General features: G+C 48.9%; 14 protein-coding genes. 8 read left to right on the forward strand and 6 right to left on the reverse strand.

The annotated features are described in order from the left end of the window. Window positions 1-8: 8 nt before the first annotated feature. From J5069_RS03700 to J5069_RS03710, 3 genes are read left to right on the forward strand one after another with little or no spacing between them, the layout of a single operon-like run. Window positions 9-761, forward strand: a complete 753-nt coding sequence (locus J5069_RS03700) for a phage minor tail protein L (protein WP_264642580.1) — start codon at window positions 9-11, stop codon at window positions 759-761. Window positions 762-764: 3 nt separating this feature from the next. Beyond that, window positions 765-1,487, forward strand: coding sequence for a C40 family peptidase (locus J5069_RS03705; protein ID WP_264642581.1), 723 nt, complete (start codon window positions 765-767; stop codon window positions 1,485-1,487). Further along, window positions 1,477-2,079 carry a tail assembly protein gene (locus tag J5069_RS03710; protein ID WP_264642582.1) on the forward strand — a complete coding sequence of 201 codons (603 nt, stop codon included), beginning with the start codon at window positions 1,477-1,479 and terminating at the stop codon, window positions 2,077-2,079. The genes J5069_RS03705 and J5069_RS03710 overlap by 11 nt, the downstream gene beginning before the upstream one ends. A 306-nt stretch (window positions 2,080-2,385) precedes the next feature. Here J5069_RS03710 and J5069_RS03715 read toward each other — a convergent pair whose 3' ends face one another. Then, on the reverse strand, window positions 2,386-2,607 hold the full coding sequence (locus J5069_RS03715) for a hypothetical protein (protein ID WP_264642583.1): 222 nt from the start codon (window positions 2,605-2,607) through the stop codon (window positions 2,386-2,388). A 203-nt stretch (window positions 2,608-2,810) separates the two neighbouring features. Here J5069_RS03715 and J5069_RS03720 point away from each other — a divergent pair, with 203 nt between their 5' ends. Then, the gene (locus J5069_RS03720; RefSeq protein WP_264642584.1) at window positions 2,811-5,762 is read left to right on the forward strand and encodes a phage tail protein; all 2,952 of its coding nucleotides are present in this window, start codon (window positions 2,811-2,813) and stop codon (window positions 5,760-5,762) included. A gap of 21 nt (window positions 5,763-5,783) precedes the next feature. Further along, window positions 5,784-6,863, forward strand: a complete 1,080-nt coding sequence (locus J5069_RS03725; RefSeq protein ID WP_264642585.1) for a DUF6453 family protein — start codon at window positions 5,784-5,786, stop codon at window positions 6,861-6,863. A 98-nt stretch (window positions 6,864-6,961) separates the two neighbouring features. Here J5069_RS03725 and J5069_RS03730 read toward each other — a convergent pair whose 3' ends face one another. Together J5069_RS03730 and J5069_RS03735 are read right to left on the reverse strand one after the other, a co-directional pair. Then, on the reverse strand, window positions 6,962-7,183 hold the full coding sequence (locus J5069_RS03730; RefSeq protein ID WP_264642586.1) for a hypothetical protein: 222 nt from the start codon (window positions 7,181-7,183) through the stop codon (window positions 6,962-6,964). A gap of 555 nt (window positions 7,184-7,738) precedes the next feature. Next, window positions 7,739-8,071: a hypothetical protein gene (locus tag J5069_RS03735; protein WP_264642587.1), complete on the reverse strand. Its 333-nt coding sequence runs from the start codon at window positions 8,069-8,071 to the stop codon at window positions 7,739-7,741. A gap of 1,030 nt (window positions 8,072-9,101) precedes the next feature. Here J5069_RS03735 and J5069_RS03740 point away from each other — a divergent pair. Beyond that, window positions 9,102-9,599: an RICIN domain-containing protein gene (locus tag J5069_RS03740; RefSeq protein WP_264642588.1), complete on the forward strand. Its 498-nt coding sequence runs from the start codon at window positions 9,102-9,104 to the stop codon at window positions 9,597-9,599. 119 nt (window positions 9,600-9,718) lie between these two features. Here the strand turns inward: J5069_RS03740 and J5069_RS03745 are convergent, their stop codons facing one another. After that, window positions 9,719-10,564, reverse strand: coding sequence for a leucine-rich repeat domain-containing protein (locus tag J5069_RS03745; protein ID WP_264642589.1), 846 nt, complete (start codon window positions 10,562-10,564; stop codon window positions 9,719-9,721). Between the two features lie 235 nt (window positions 10,565-10,799). Between J5069_RS03745 and J5069_RS03750 the strand changes: the two genes are divergently transcribed. Beyond that, window positions 10,800-11,069, forward strand: coding sequence for a hypothetical protein (locus tag J5069_RS03750; protein WP_264642590.1), 270 nt, complete (start codon window positions 10,800-10,802; stop codon window positions 11,067-11,069). 72 nt (window positions 11,070-11,141) lie between these two features. Here the strand turns inward: J5069_RS03750 and dsbB are convergent, their stop codons facing one another. Both dsbB and nhaB read right to left on the reverse strand, forming a co-directional pair. Then, window positions 11,142-11,672, reverse strand: coding sequence for a disulfide bond formation protein DsbB (gene dsbB, locus J5069_RS03755; RefSeq protein WP_264642591.1), 531 nt, complete (start codon window positions 11,670-11,672; stop codon window positions 11,142-11,144). A 218-nt stretch (window positions 11,673-11,890) separates the two neighbouring features. Further along, complete coding sequence (gene nhaB / locus J5069_RS03760; protein ID WP_264642592.1) at window positions 11,891-13,432, reverse strand: sodium/proton antiporter NhaB; 1,542 nt, start codon at window positions 13,430-13,432, stop codon at window positions 11,891-11,893. A 231-nt stretch (window positions 13,433-13,663) separates the two neighbouring features. Between nhaB and fadR the strand changes: the two genes are divergently transcribed. Then, window positions 13,664-14,383, forward strand: coding sequence for a fatty acid metabolism transcriptional regulator FadR (gene fadR, locus J5069_RS03765; RefSeq protein ID WP_264642593.1), 720 nt, complete (start codon window positions 13,664-13,666; stop codon window positions 14,381-14,383). Window positions 14,384-14,395 lie beyond the last annotated feature (12 nt).

Here is a 14,395-nt window from a genome sequence, read left to right on the forward strand (position 1 = left end):
TAAACAATATGCCCTTGAACACCGACTCCCAAAAACTGGAGCCTGGCGATCGCGTGCGCCTGTTCGAAGTGGATTGCACTGCATTTGATGGCCCGGAACTGTATTTCCACAATTATCCTATTCCTCATTCAGCGGAAGAAATCGCGGCAGTCGGGGATGACGAAACAAAGCTTCTCGCCAAATCGATTTGGTGGCAGGGCAAAGAATACAAAGCGTGGCCAACGCAGGTTGAGGGGCTGGAAATGACCAGCAATGGCAGTGCCCCGACGCCCACACTGGCGGTGGGTAATATCGATGGCACCATAACCGCGCTTTGTCTGGCCTATCAGAACCTGGCGCAAGCGACGGTGCGGATTCACACCACGTTTGCGCACTATCTTGATGCGCGAAATTTTCCTGAAGGTAACGCCGACGCCGATCCAACGCAGGAGCGGTTAGAGGTCTGGTATATCGACAGTAAAACCGCAGAAGATGATGAATCAATCAGCTTCAAGTTGTCATCCCCAGCAGACTTGCAAGGCATCATGATCCCCACTCGACAAATACACAGCCTGTGCACCTGGTGCATGCGCGGCCAGTATCGGGGGGCATCCTGTGGTTATACGGGAACAAAATATTTTAATGCAGATGGCAATCCTGTTGACGATCCTGCGCTGGATGAATGTTCGGGGTTGCTGTCAACCGGCTGCAAACTGCGTTTTGGTGAAGATGCTGAATTACCGTTCGGCGGTTTCCCTGGCTCCGCGCTGATTAAGAGGTAAATAGTGAAACTCAGCAAATTAATCATTACAGAAATACTGTCCCACGCCGAGCAGGTTTATCCGTATGAGGCATGCGGACTGATTGTGCAGAGCGGCCGGAAACAGCGCTACGTGCGCTGTCGCAATCAGGCGTTGGAGCCGGAAGAGCATTTCACCATGAACCCGGAGGATTACGCAGAGGCGGAGGATAGCGGGACCATCATTGCCATTGTCCACAGTCATCCTGATGCCACCACACAGCCGAGTCATGTTGATCTGGCCGAATGTGATGTGTCGCAACTGCCGTGGGTTATAGCCAGTTGGCCGGAGGGAGATATTCGCACCATTCTGCCAACGGAGGGTATCAAGCCGTTGCTGGGGCGTCCTTTTGTGCATGGCATCTGGGATTGCTACGCCATTGTGCGTGACTGGTATCAGTTGGAACGCGGCATAACGCTGCCCAATTTTGAACGTTCAGATGGATGGTGGGAGCGGGGAGAGAACCTTTATCTTAAAAATTATGCTGATGCAGGAGGTGTTGCAGTCAATGACGCGTTGCAGGTCGGTGACGTAATCATTATGCAAGTGCGCGCCAGTGAGCCGAATCATGCTGCCGTCTACGTTGGTAACGGTGAAATGATCCATCACATGTACAACCAGTTGAGCCAGAAAGTCCCTTATGACGGTTATTGGCTGGACAGAACCATAATCCGCCTGCGTTATACAGGAGGCGCTAATGTCAGTTGAGATCGAGTATCAAACCCTGAAAACTATCCGCTTGTATGGGGTGCTGGGAGTAACCTTTGGGCGGGTGCACCGTCTGGCGGTTGAAAGCCGCCAGGAAGCTATCAAGGCGCTCAGTGTGGTTATCCCCGGCTTTGAAAAGTTCCTGCTGACAAGCAAGGCGCGAGGGTTAACTTACGCCGTATTTGACGGTAAACGAAACCTCGCGAGGGATGAACTGGATTTTAATGTCAGCAGCGAAATCAGAATTGCGCCCGTAATCATCGGGAGCAAAAAAGCAGGGATGTTTCAAACGATCCTCGGCGTCGCGTTGTTAGCCATCGGAACCTTTGCCCCCTGGGGGGCGGCATTATGGGCGAGTGATTTGGTTGGTGCGATAGGAATATCGATGGCGATCGGCGGGATAGTTCAAATGCTCACCCCGATGCAAGGGGGGCTTTCAGTGCGCGAATCTCCTGACAACAAGCCCTCCTACGCATTTGGCGGACCGGTCAACTCCATGGCTCAGGGTAATCCGGTACCTATCTTGTATGGCCGCCGTCGAATTGGTGGCGCAATTATCTCAGCGGGTATTTATGCAGAAGATCGACAATAAGGTTTTTTATGCAAGATAAACTTGATATTAAAAATTCAACTGAATTGTATATCGGCAATTGATTGATTAGCGGTAATATGATGTTCGGTAATAAGATAACTATCTCGAAACCGCGTGCCAATGATTTATTTGATAATAAATTTGTTGAGCATAAATGTCTGGTTGATGCTGAAGTTAGAAGGTCTACATAACATAATGATTGGAACAGTGTCATGTGGAAAATACTGAAACCATTATCATAGATGATTCAGAGTGCATCAGAGTCAGAGCGGCCATAAGTAAGGCCGCTAAAGATGGAGTAAAAACTTACTTTCCCAAAAGCCGTAGACTTTCATTCAAAACGTCGGTGCTAACGCTATCGGAGCCATAGATTTCAATATTATCATTGATGATTTTTTCTATGGCAGTAATTTCTTCGGATGGAAGTTTCTGAATTAGAATTTTTATCAGGTATTCTGCGCCACCCAAACGATGCTGCAAAAATTCAATTTCATTTTTAATTATTTCTAACTCTTGAGATGTGGACATATTGTTTCCTTAATCCAGAGGTAATCAGCCATCTCCTCTGGGAGAGGCGCTTGTGCACATGCTCAGGCGGGCTGATGGGTTCCCGATGGTGTAGAGCGTAATGTTTTTTGATTTTCAAGTTAACCCTATAATCGCAGGCCGTATAGCCTGATATTTGAACAGTTATGCCCACTTCGCGTGGGTTTTTCGTTTCTGGAGTATCCATGCAGACAATTAGTGGCCGAAAAGGTGGCAGCGGCAATGCCCGGACGCCAGTTGAGTCACCGGATTCTATTCAGTCGACATCTTACGCAAAAATCCTGTTGGCGCTGGGTGAGGGAGAGTTTAGCGGCGGACTTGATGGCTCGCGTATTTTTCTGGACGGTACGCCGATCACTGATGCCAACGGTAACACTAATTTTTCCGGGGTTAAGTGGGAGTTTCGTTCCGGTACGCCGGATCAATCCTATATCCCTGGTTTCCCTGGCGTAGAGAATGAAATTACCGTCAATACAGAATTAACGAGCCAGGCTGCTTGGGGACGTTCGCTCACCAATACTCAGCTTTCGGCAGTACGATTGCGCTTTTCGTGGTCTGCACTCCAGCAGCAACGGGATAACGGCGATGTCGTGGGCTACCGCATTGAGTATGCCATTGATGTGGCCACAGATGGTGGTAGCTATAAGGAACTGCTGAAAACGGCGATAGATGGGAAGGCCACAACGAAATATGAGCGTAGCCACCGTATCGACCTGCCCAACGCATCTACTGGTTGGCAAATTCGTGTTCGTCGTATTACGCCCAACACAACCAGTAACCGCATCGCCGATAAAATGGCGATTGATGCCATCACAGAAATTATTGATGCGAAACTACGTTACCCGGAAACCGCGCTGTTGTTTGTTCAGTTTGATGCGAAGCAGTTCCAGAAAATTCCGGTGATTTCCTGTGAGCCCGATGGGCGCATTATCCGCGTTCCCTCAAATTATGATCCGGTAGCCCGCGTCTACAGCGGGGCATGGAGCGGCACCTTTAAATGGGCGTTCACCAATAACCCGGCCTGGGTGTATTACGATATTCAGATAAGCGAGCGCTTTGGCCTTGGCAACCGCATCAAGGCTGAAAATCTCTCCATTTCAAAGTGGACGCTGTACCAGATTGCGCAGTATTGCGATCAGTTGGTTCCTGATGGCCGTGGTGGTAAGGGTACCGAGCCACGGTTTTTATGCGACGTATATATTCAATCGCAGGAAGATGCCTGGACTGTACTTAACGATCTGGCCGCCATTTTTCGCGGTGCCACGTTCTGGGGCAACAACCAGATGAATGTGATCGCCGATATGCCGCGTGACATTGATTACATCGTCACGCGTGCCAACGTGAAAGACGGGAGGTTTACATACAGCAACGCCAGCGAAAAAACACATTACAGCCAGGCTATGGTGGCCTGGTCCGATCCGGCTAATAGCTATCAGGATGCTGTTGAGGCCGTTAATGATAACAAGCTGGTTAAGCGATACGGAATCAAACAGGCTGAAGTGACGGCGATTGGTTGTATTCGCCAGACGGAGGCGATCCGCCGTGGTAAATGGGTTTTGCACACCAATGATGCGGACCGGGCCATTGCGTATATGATGGGGCTGGATGGCGATATTCCGGTGCCTGGTTCTATTGTAGGGGTGGCTGATTCGTTACTGGCAGGACGTCCTTTGGGGGGCCGCATCAGCGTGGTTGACGGTCGAAACATCACGCTCGATCGCATCTCTTCTGCCGCAGTTGGTGAGCGTCTGATTGTTAACCTGCCGAGTGGGAAAGCAGAAGGGCGCACCATTGAGGCGGTAAACGGTAAAATCATTACGGTCACAACAGACTACAGCGAAACGCCGATCGCTGAATCTGTATGGGCGATAGATGCCACTGATTTGGCTTTGCAACTGTACCGTATTGTTGGTGTGGCCGAGGCTGATGGCGGCCTGTCATTTGATATAACCGGCGTCGAGTATGACCCGGACAAATGGGACAAGATTGATAACGGCGCGCGTATTGAGTCGCGGCCTATCAGTGTTGTTCCTCCGTCTGCGCAACCCGCGCCAGCGAATGTTGAGATTGGCAGTTACAACACCGTTGATCAGGGCATAAACATGACGACATTGCGTGTGACGTGGGATCGGGCTGAAAGCGCAATCGCTTATGAATCTCAATGGCGGCGTGATAACGGTAACTGGATAAATGCTCCGCGCACTTCTGCGCTGGGCTTTGAAGTACCTGGTATTTACGCCGGGCAATATCAGGCAAGAGTCCGTGCCATTAACGCGGCAGAAATATCCAGCCTGTGGGCCAACGCACAGGAAACCCGGCTTCACGGCAAAGAGGGCAGCCCGCCGGCGCTGGCGAGCTTCACCACGACGGCACTCGTTTTTGGCATTCAACTTAACTGGTATTTCCCTGCCGGCAGTGATGACACACTGAAAACGGAAATTCAGTATTCCCCGACAAATGATGGCCAGAATGTGTTATTGCTGGCCGATGTCACATATCCCATGCGCACGTATCAGCAAATGGGGCTCAGTATTGGTCAGGAGTTCTTTTATCGAGCCCGTATCGTTGACAGGTCTGGGAATCAGGGACCATGGACGAACTGGATATTCGGAGAGTCCAGTACAGACGTCAGAGATATTACGGATGTGTTCGTAGAGGGAATTGCTGAGACGCCCACTTGGAAAATGCTAGCCAGCGGTATCGAGAGCAGCGTTGTCGGCGAAATCAACAGCCAGTTGGAGGCGTGCAGAACGTTAAAAGTAGGCGTTGATATCAATGGCAGACAATACCTGGCGGGCATCGGATTGGGTGTTTCAAATACGATGAAAGGGATGCAATCGGACATCATTCTGTTAGCCGACAGAACGTCGATTATGACGCGCTCAGGCGATAAACCGATACCCATATTTACCACTCAAGGTGCGCAGGCCGTGCTGAATAGTGTGGTGATAGGGGATGCAACGATTAGCTTTGCAAAAATCAGGGACGATATACAGTCGACTGCGAGAGGAGCGGGTGGTCAACCGCTGTGGAAATTGAACAAAGGGGGCGAACTGGTGATGGTGGGGCCTCATTCGGGGGACGGATATTTGAAGGTGAGCGGCAATAAAATTGAGTTTTCGACAGGAATAATGTGAGACGAATTTTGCTTGGGACAGATGATGTTAAAATTCGAAGTGTTTTCAAAAACTATAAATAAAAATATCAGCTTCCTGGAGAATAACCGAACCCTCAATTATATTGGCGAGCTGGAAAATACCCAGGAATGGAATCCCTTGCCTAAGTCGTTGTCAGTTGATTCCCGAGTGATGTTTATCCCCTTCAAGCCCTATGTTTTGGGCCGAACGTGGAGTGATTTTTATGGGTTGCATCATGTTGAACTTTCACCCGACAGGACGAGTGTCCGTTTTCATACCACGGACATAAGCGCATCACTCCCCATCTATGGAGGAGTAGACTGGAAGCGGTTTTATGGACCGTGTCCTTGCCCGAATGCAAAGCAGGCAAAGATACATGTGTATGAGCACGATAACAGTCACAGCACCTCTGATTACGGGCTGTATCTGAGCAACTCAACCGACTACTTCTCGCTAATCGATTCTGATAAAAATGGCTGTGTGGTTTGGGCGTATTCCGGAGCGATCGAGTCCGGTTACTCACTGCCTGACACCCTCCCGAATCGCGAGGGATGCCTGGTGTTTGCGCACTGGGATGACCTAAATTATGCAATTCGATTGGATGAGGATAGGAGAATAAGGATCTACAACCGAACCTGGTCAATGACGACGGTGGCACAGGAAAATAGGGATGTTTCTCTTCCCATAAAACTGCTGGCGGTGACAAGTAGCGCCAATCTTCCTGTGTCAGATCCCGGGCTTACGCTGTGGAATGCGAAGGGGAACGTTATGCTCTCGTCAGACTATCCGCCAGTGAAAGTGGTTGAGTTTTTCACGCTGGATTTCGACCGGCAAGGCTCGGATACGATAAAACTGGGGTCGGGTGATGCAGCGTATTTGATACCAGTCTGTTCGTCTATCGGTACGATGTTAATGCCGTTGAACGTGTACAGGGCCAGTAATCAAGGCATCAGTTTCTCGATGGGGAATAACTGTGTACGGGTATCGCAATCAGCCTATTTTGGGGACAGTGGGCCTGGTGGAAACTACCAATACACCAGGGCGCTTTGGCAGATCCCAGAATGGCAACTGCCGTTACTTTTAGTAGATGATTATTTTTGACCTGGATTTGTATCCATAGAGAAATGCCTTGGATGGGTTGATGTTAAATTAGCATGGAAGGTGATACACAGTAATGTTCACTGCAACACCGTTGCAAGCTAAACGAAAAGCCCACGCCGCTCGGCTATAAGATCGAGTGCATCTTCAAGCGTGGAGAGCAGGTCGCGATGAATAGTCCAAGCCTCGCCCCCTATAACGAACAGCGACACATAGAAGCCTGAATCCTCAATCACTGCGTAGGAGCATTCTGGGCACTGTGTCAGTTTGTCATTGTCGGCGAGAACGCAGATTCTTGTTCCGTTGAATTCTGTTATTTTCATGGCTATCCGTTGCTTTTATGGCGTCGCGTTATGATATCAAAGTTACTCGTTGAGTGGTTTTAGCGGGAGCGAAAATTTACACCGGATATGGATTTTCGCATAAATTTCGGGCACTTTATAATTAATCGATTAAAATCAATTTGTTAAAAATACCGAATACGATTCCCATATGCACCGTATCAATGGGGCATATAGGGGGCAAAAGGATAGTGCAAAACAACGAAAAACCAATGAAGCGGTTTGCATGCATCGCACTATCAACGCGCTTTACGCTTACACTATTATACCGTTACCACTTATTGCCGCCTGTCCTGAATAAACCAGAGTGGGCGCGGTAAGCATTGTGGTGCAGCGTGTTGACTGCTGTTGTTAACAGTCATCCCATTCCCGTAAACGCTGTATATCATCTGCGCTGCGATGGCTGATCTCAGCGCGTTTCAAACGAACGCAGTAGAGTCTCAAACCGTCAGAGACATGGGAACGGCACGGCTACAATAATATTTGGAAGAAGTATATGTCATTACGCTTTAGGTTAGAGCATAAGTACTACTGTGCTTAATGTTGACTTTCTAAATATCGCTGTATATCTCTCGATATACGTGATTGCCGTTCCAATTCTTGATTCTCAAAGAAAAGATTATCACGTTTAAGCGTATTACCACCGCGCCTCATCTCTATTCGTGAAAGAGCGTAACACCGCTCTTGATTGATGTCCGCCCCCCGTTTGTTTATCTCTTCGGTTATGCGAAGTACTGTGTGCCCATGACTGTTGTATGTGCCTAATGCTTTACACAGATCGTCATTGTTGTACGCAGATATCTGCTGGCTGGATAGGCTTGTGGCAGCGCACCCGGATAAAACCAGTGCCATTGGTAAAGTTAATTTCATGAGCACTCCTGGCGATAAGAGCCTTGGGCAAATGCAACAAATGGGATTGATGTGACTAATAGGGTCATGGCGAGTCCTTCTACCGTTGTCTTGTTTATGGCCCAAAATGGTATCTGGACGTCAGTTTTAACAACAGAAACAAAGGGTAAACCAACTGTGTTTAGTTAAAAACGCGTCACTGGTTATGACATTAATGACTTTATCTTAGCAACTTTGAACGAAGTTATCCGCAAACGGGGTCAGTTAAATATACCTGGCAAATAAATCTTGATAAATATCGTTATCTTGGGAAGGGGCATCATATTGCAGAACCACAATGGGTTCAGGGGCAATGATTAAGGCTGCGATTAAGTTGGGGCGCAATGCATTTGCGTCGAGTTTGAAGAGGAACGATATAGGCAGACGTTGAGAGAATTGATAGGTGGGGTCGCCTAATATACCACCTTGTATAATTACCCGACTACTGTTGGGAATCATAAGGATTTTTTCATGAGGAATGTGATTACTTCCCTGATAATAACAATCATGGTATCTGGATGCGCTGTCGAGAACTTCGACCCGAATAAAATTCACATCAGTCAGCCTAAGAGCACCATGCCTAATCAGTACGACAGACCAACCCCATCACAGAGAGCGGCTATCATGTCCGGAGAACGGCCTGATTGGGATAAGAAAGACGGGAGTTCGGTGGGTTATGGTGTTGCTCGGTGAACCTCATTTCTGATTCTTGTGGTCCGAAACCTGTGAGCCCGATGGGCGCATTGTCCGCGTTCCCTCCCATTATGATCCGGTAGCCCGCGTCTACAACGGGGCATAGAACGGCACCTTTAAAGGGGCATTCACCAATAACCTGGCCTGTGGGTGTATTACGACATGTAGATCAGCGATCGCTTTACTGGCAGTAATACAGGGTTCAGTGACTTGTCGTTGTGGAGAATGAAGTATCTTTCTCAGTTAAGACCTGGCGAGCTAGGCCAGCGTCAGGACGGCACTGTGGTACCAAGACTACTGAATCGACACGAGGAATAGTATGAAAAACGCAAAGGTTTGCAGCCGGTTAGCCGTTGTTCTGGCTTTAATGGTCAGCTCAGCATCATTGATGGCAGCGGAAAAGAGCACAATCAGGGAACAAGATCTTGCTCAGGCGTTTGTCATTACACTGAACGCCACAACGGTTAACGGCTTTGTGAGTATTGCCCGAGGCCGTAATTGTGTGGTTCAGGGAGCAAATGGCATTCCCACCCTGCTAACGTGCCCCGAGGCATCAAAAACTGCACCGGTTACTACGGCTTTCAAGATCATTGAACTCAGTCATGATGAGTGCCTGGCTGATGATGGCATGGGGCCTGTAGTTAAGAGATGCGATATCAAGGATCCCGCTCAGCATTGGGATGCGCTAACCGCGGGACCCACCCACGTTAAAAACTTCGAGACAAAAAGATGCCTGACGTCAGTGGGACTTGATAAACCACTCAAGTTGCAAAGCTGCACGGGTTCTTTTGCACAGACCTGGGTTCTGCCGCAGTAAGAAACTGCGGTCGTGTTTAACTATAGGTCTACTTCGGTGGGCCTTTTCTTTTCCGCTATCTATGGTAGTTGACGGTGTTAGTTGAGGAAAGTGAAAAACTGCTAATGTTTTGTCTGTTTTTAATAAAAAAAACTGGGGCCGATATTGTGGGCGTTATTGATGATTTTATTCAGTTTTAGTATGGTTTTTACTGATAAAGGATTGTGGTTGAGATGAATCTCTGTCTCTTTTGTCATGCCAAAAATGTTTTTTGGCAGTGACTCTAACCAATTGTTTTTTAGATTCAGATACAGAATGGACATTGGCAGGGTTTTAGGTAATTTGGTTATTTTATTATCATTTAATGAGATGTATTTTATTGAGTGGGGTAAGGCTGCGGATAAACCCTTTAAAACATTCCCACTTAAATCCAGATACACAAGAGAAGAGGGCGTATCGCTAACAAAACCTTCCATCCCGTTATCACTGATATCCAGTTTGGCTATACCGGATGGTAGGTTTCGTGGAAATTCTCTTATGGCATTATTGGATAAGAAAAGTTCGGAGAGTGTCTCTGGAAGGCTGGTGGGCAGTGTGGTTAATCGATTGTCATGTGCGTACAGTTTATGAAGGTTTTTGGGTAAGTTTTCAGGCAACCAACGAATTTTGTTCCTGTCTAAATGTAATTCCTTAACGTGCTCAGGAATAAAATCTGGTAACGAAGTGATATTGAGTTTACTTAAGTTAAGGGAGTCAGCGTTTCTTTTTAAACAATCTTGCATTTTCGTCACTGCAATATCCCTTTCTTCCCCCTCTCCTTGCCGGGCGTCTTTCTCCCATGCTGACCAACCAGCATGATATTCTTCAGCATTCTGTGGTGATGTCATAGCTTGAGACGAGATGTTTGAATTCGACGTAGAGATCGCTGACGCGGCGTTTATCAAAGATGCTGAATAGGAGTGGTCGTTATTTTTAATAGTGATCATGTTAATTATCTCTTTGAATTCAATTCTTTTTACTATGTTCCCCCACAAAGGGGATGAATGATATCAAATAACAGGAATGATGGTGGCATGGGTCTATACTGCCACTTAACCTGAATAAACCAGACTGGTGCGCTAATACCGTCGGTGTAGCGTTAATTTATCCTGGTAAACTTGCCGTTATGCATAGGTGTTTACTACATTTGCAGTTTATGTGATTAACGGTGAGTGAGGCGTGATGCTTTGGTTAGAACAAGGGTTATATCTACGCATTGAGGAGTTGGACAACGGCCCCCGACCGCTACCGTTGCAAAGCGGATTTTCGGTGGGGACGGCGTACCGCGTGTTGGGGTGTTTTAATCCTTCAGAAACCTCAGATGCCTATTACATATTGGCAAACGATCGCGATGAGATATGGTTTATTTGCAATCGGCATGTACGCGTTGTGGTGTTGGACGCATTGCGTAACGATTTCAGGTATCCGTTAGACCTCTCGCTTCACCACTGACGTCGCGCATGGCCGACAGGGCCTTACGCTAATGTGGGGCCAGATGGCACAGGCCATCTGGCAACAACAGGATTAGCGGCTAAACAGGTCGCGACGTTTAGGCTTGAACGGCTGGGCAATCAGCACCAGTACGCCCATCACCAGAAACGCACCGAAAATCACCAGCATCCACTGCGGCATCACCAGTGACAGGAACTGCCATTGACGCTCGGCACAGTCACCGGAAGCGACGAACACGGAGGGCAGCCACTTATCCAGCGGCAGCCATGACGGGAAGCTGACAAAGAAGTCGCAGACGGCAAACGGTGAAGGATGCAGCATGACATTGGTGTGTTCCCAGGCGAGCTTTAACCCTTCGACCGCGCTGTAGATCCACAGAAAAATCGCCGGATACCGCAGCAGCGTCGCGGGAGCGATAGCACCCAGCAACCCGGCTCCCATCACGCCGAACAGTGCGCTGCGCTGGTAAATACAGAGCACACAAGGTTTGAGCAACATAACATGCTGAAAATAAAGCGCGACCAACTCAAAGGCAAACGCCGTCAAAGCCATTAACAGCCAGGCACCGCGCCCACGTGAGCAGCGGTTAAGAAATCGCAACATAACGAATATTCCATGCTAAAAAAAATGATCGATTTGGCGGCAAAGACGGTACAGGCAATGCCGCCATCATTTCACTGAGCAAAACGTAACAATCTATTTATTTGATACTCTTTATCTATCATTTTTACGATTGCCATTTTTGACAAATCGCACGCAACGTTTAAGCGTTGTAACCCGTTCACTATACACGATAGTTGTGCTAAGCGATGCGTCTGTGTTTACAGTTTTGGTAGCGTTATCCATTGCCATTCAGTAAGCAGCTCTGTTGCAGGCACTAACGCGAAGGCAACGCACAGCCAGCCTACCAGCGTCATCACGATCGTATAGGGCAGCGCCATGATGACCATTCTGCCATAAGAAAGTCGAATGAGCGGTGCCAGGGCCGAGGTCAGCAAAAAGAGGAAGGCGGCCTGCCCATTAGGCGTCGCAACCGATGGCAGGTTAGTGCCGGTATTGATCGCGACGGCTAACAGCTCAAACTGCTCCAGTGAGATGCGCCCTTGTTCAAAGGCCTGATGCGCTTCGTTGATATAAATCGAGCCGACGAACACATTATCGGAAATAGAAGAGAGCAGGCCGTTAAACAGATAAAACAGCGTAAGTTGTTGTTGTGCCGAACCCTGAAGCACAAACTGAATCAGCGGTGTGAACAGTTGCTGGTCAATAATGACCGCGACGATGGCGAAGAACACGGTAAGCAGCGCGGTAAAGGGCATTGCATCCTGAAAGGCTTTGCCGATGGCGTGCTCCTCGGTGATGCCGCAAAACGAGGTAACCAGAATAATCACGCTCAGTCCGATTAAACCGACTTCCGCCAGGTGAAACGCCAGCGCGGCAATCAGCCAGATGCCAATAATGCCCTGAATCCACAGCATAGTGCGCTCTTGCGGTGCCCGCTCGGCGCTGGTCTTACGCTCGTAATCCTCCAGCACCTGACGCACGGTGTCGGGCAGCGTGACGCCGTAGCCGCATATTTTTACGCGTTCTACCAGAATGCAGGTGGCGATTCCGCACAGGAATACCGGGATGGTCACCGCAGCCATCCGCAAGAAAAAGCTGGCAAAATCCCAGCCGGCGGTTTTGGCAATGATCAGGTTTTGTGGCTCACCGACCATGGTCATCACACCGCCGAGGGCCGTGCCTACCCCAGCATGCATCAGTAAACTGCGTAGAAATGCGCGAAATTGTTCTAACGTTTGCGCATGCTCAGCGTTGATGTTGGACTCGGCCTGTTGATCCAGCCCGGTGATGTAGCGGTGATAAATATCGTAAAATCCGGTGGCGACGCCAATCACCACGGCGATGACCGTCAAGGCATCAAGAAAGGCCGAGAGAAACGCGGCCGCCAGGCAGAAGGCGAGCGAAAGCACTACCTTGGAACGGATGCGCAATAACAGCCGCGTGAACACAAACAGCAGCAGCGGCTTCATAAAGTAGATGCCCGCAACCATAAACATCAGCAACGTGATGACAGGAATATTGCGAGAAACCTCATGCCAGATCTGATCCGGACTCGTCATGCCGATAAACACCGCTTGCAGAGCTAATAGCCCGCCGGGCTGAAGCGGGTAGCATTTCAAGGCCATCCCCAGGGTAAAAATAAACTCCGCGACCAGCAACCAGCCCGCTAAAAACGGACTGACCCAGAAAAACACCAGAGGATTGAGGATAAGAAAACCCAGCAGGGTTAATTTATACCAGCCGGGGCATGGTCCCAGAAAATTATTGCGCAGTGCGCGCCCTAAAGACATGTCCGTCATTTTTTTCGCTGTTCCCTTATTGTCTAACGGTGTGAAACCCGATTTGCCGTTCACCGACGGTAAACGACCGGGTAAATACTAAGCCCAATGCGGTGACTTTTAAATAAATCAGCGGGTGAAGTGTCACAGTTTCTGTCGGAATTGTGTTTTTGTCTCCCCGCCACGCTATGTGATAGCGGGCTGCTCTGGTATGATGAGTCCGCTTTTATATCGCAACGGAACATCACACACATGGTTATCAAGGCGCAAAGTCCTGCCGGATTCGCGGAAGAATATATTATCGAAAGCATTTGGAATAATCGTTTTCCTCCCGGTTCTATCTTACCTGCGGAACGTGAATTATCGGAACTGATCGGGGTAACCCGTACCACGTTACGCGAGGTGTTACAGCGCCTGGCACGTGATGGCTGGCTGACGATTCAGCACGGTAAACCCACGAAAATCAATAATTTTTGGGAAACTTCCGGGCTGAATATCCTGGAAACGCTGGCGCGGCTCGATCACGACAGCGTGCCGCAACTGATTGATAATCTGCTGGCCGTGCGCACCAACATTGCCGCGATCTTTATTCGTACTGCCCTGCGTCAACATCCTGATAAGAGTCAGGAAGTATTAATACAGCGGGGAAGTGTCGAAGACAACGCCGATGCATTTGCACAACTGGATTATGCAATTTTCCGTGGATTGGCGTTTGTTTCAGGTAATCCGATTTATGGGTTGATTCTCAACGGGCTGAAAGGGCTCTATATGCGGGTTGGGCGTTACTACTTCTCTAACCCGGATGCGCGCAAGCTGGCTATTGATTTTTATGCTCGTCTGGAAACCATCGCGAAAGAAGGGTTACACGAGCGTGTAATGGATGCCGTTCGCACCTACGGGAAAGAGAGCGGCGCTATCTGGCTCAGTATGCAAAACCAGATCCCGCGCGATATTGCTGAGGTTCGTCGTTAATTAATGCCGTCG

Origin of the sequence: Candidatus Symbiopectobacterium sp. NZEC127 (genome assembly GCF_025962675.1) — a bacterium.
Classification (GTDB): domain Bacteria; phylum Pseudomonadota; class Gammaproteobacteria; order Enterobacterales; family Enterobacteriaceae; genus Symbiopectobacterium.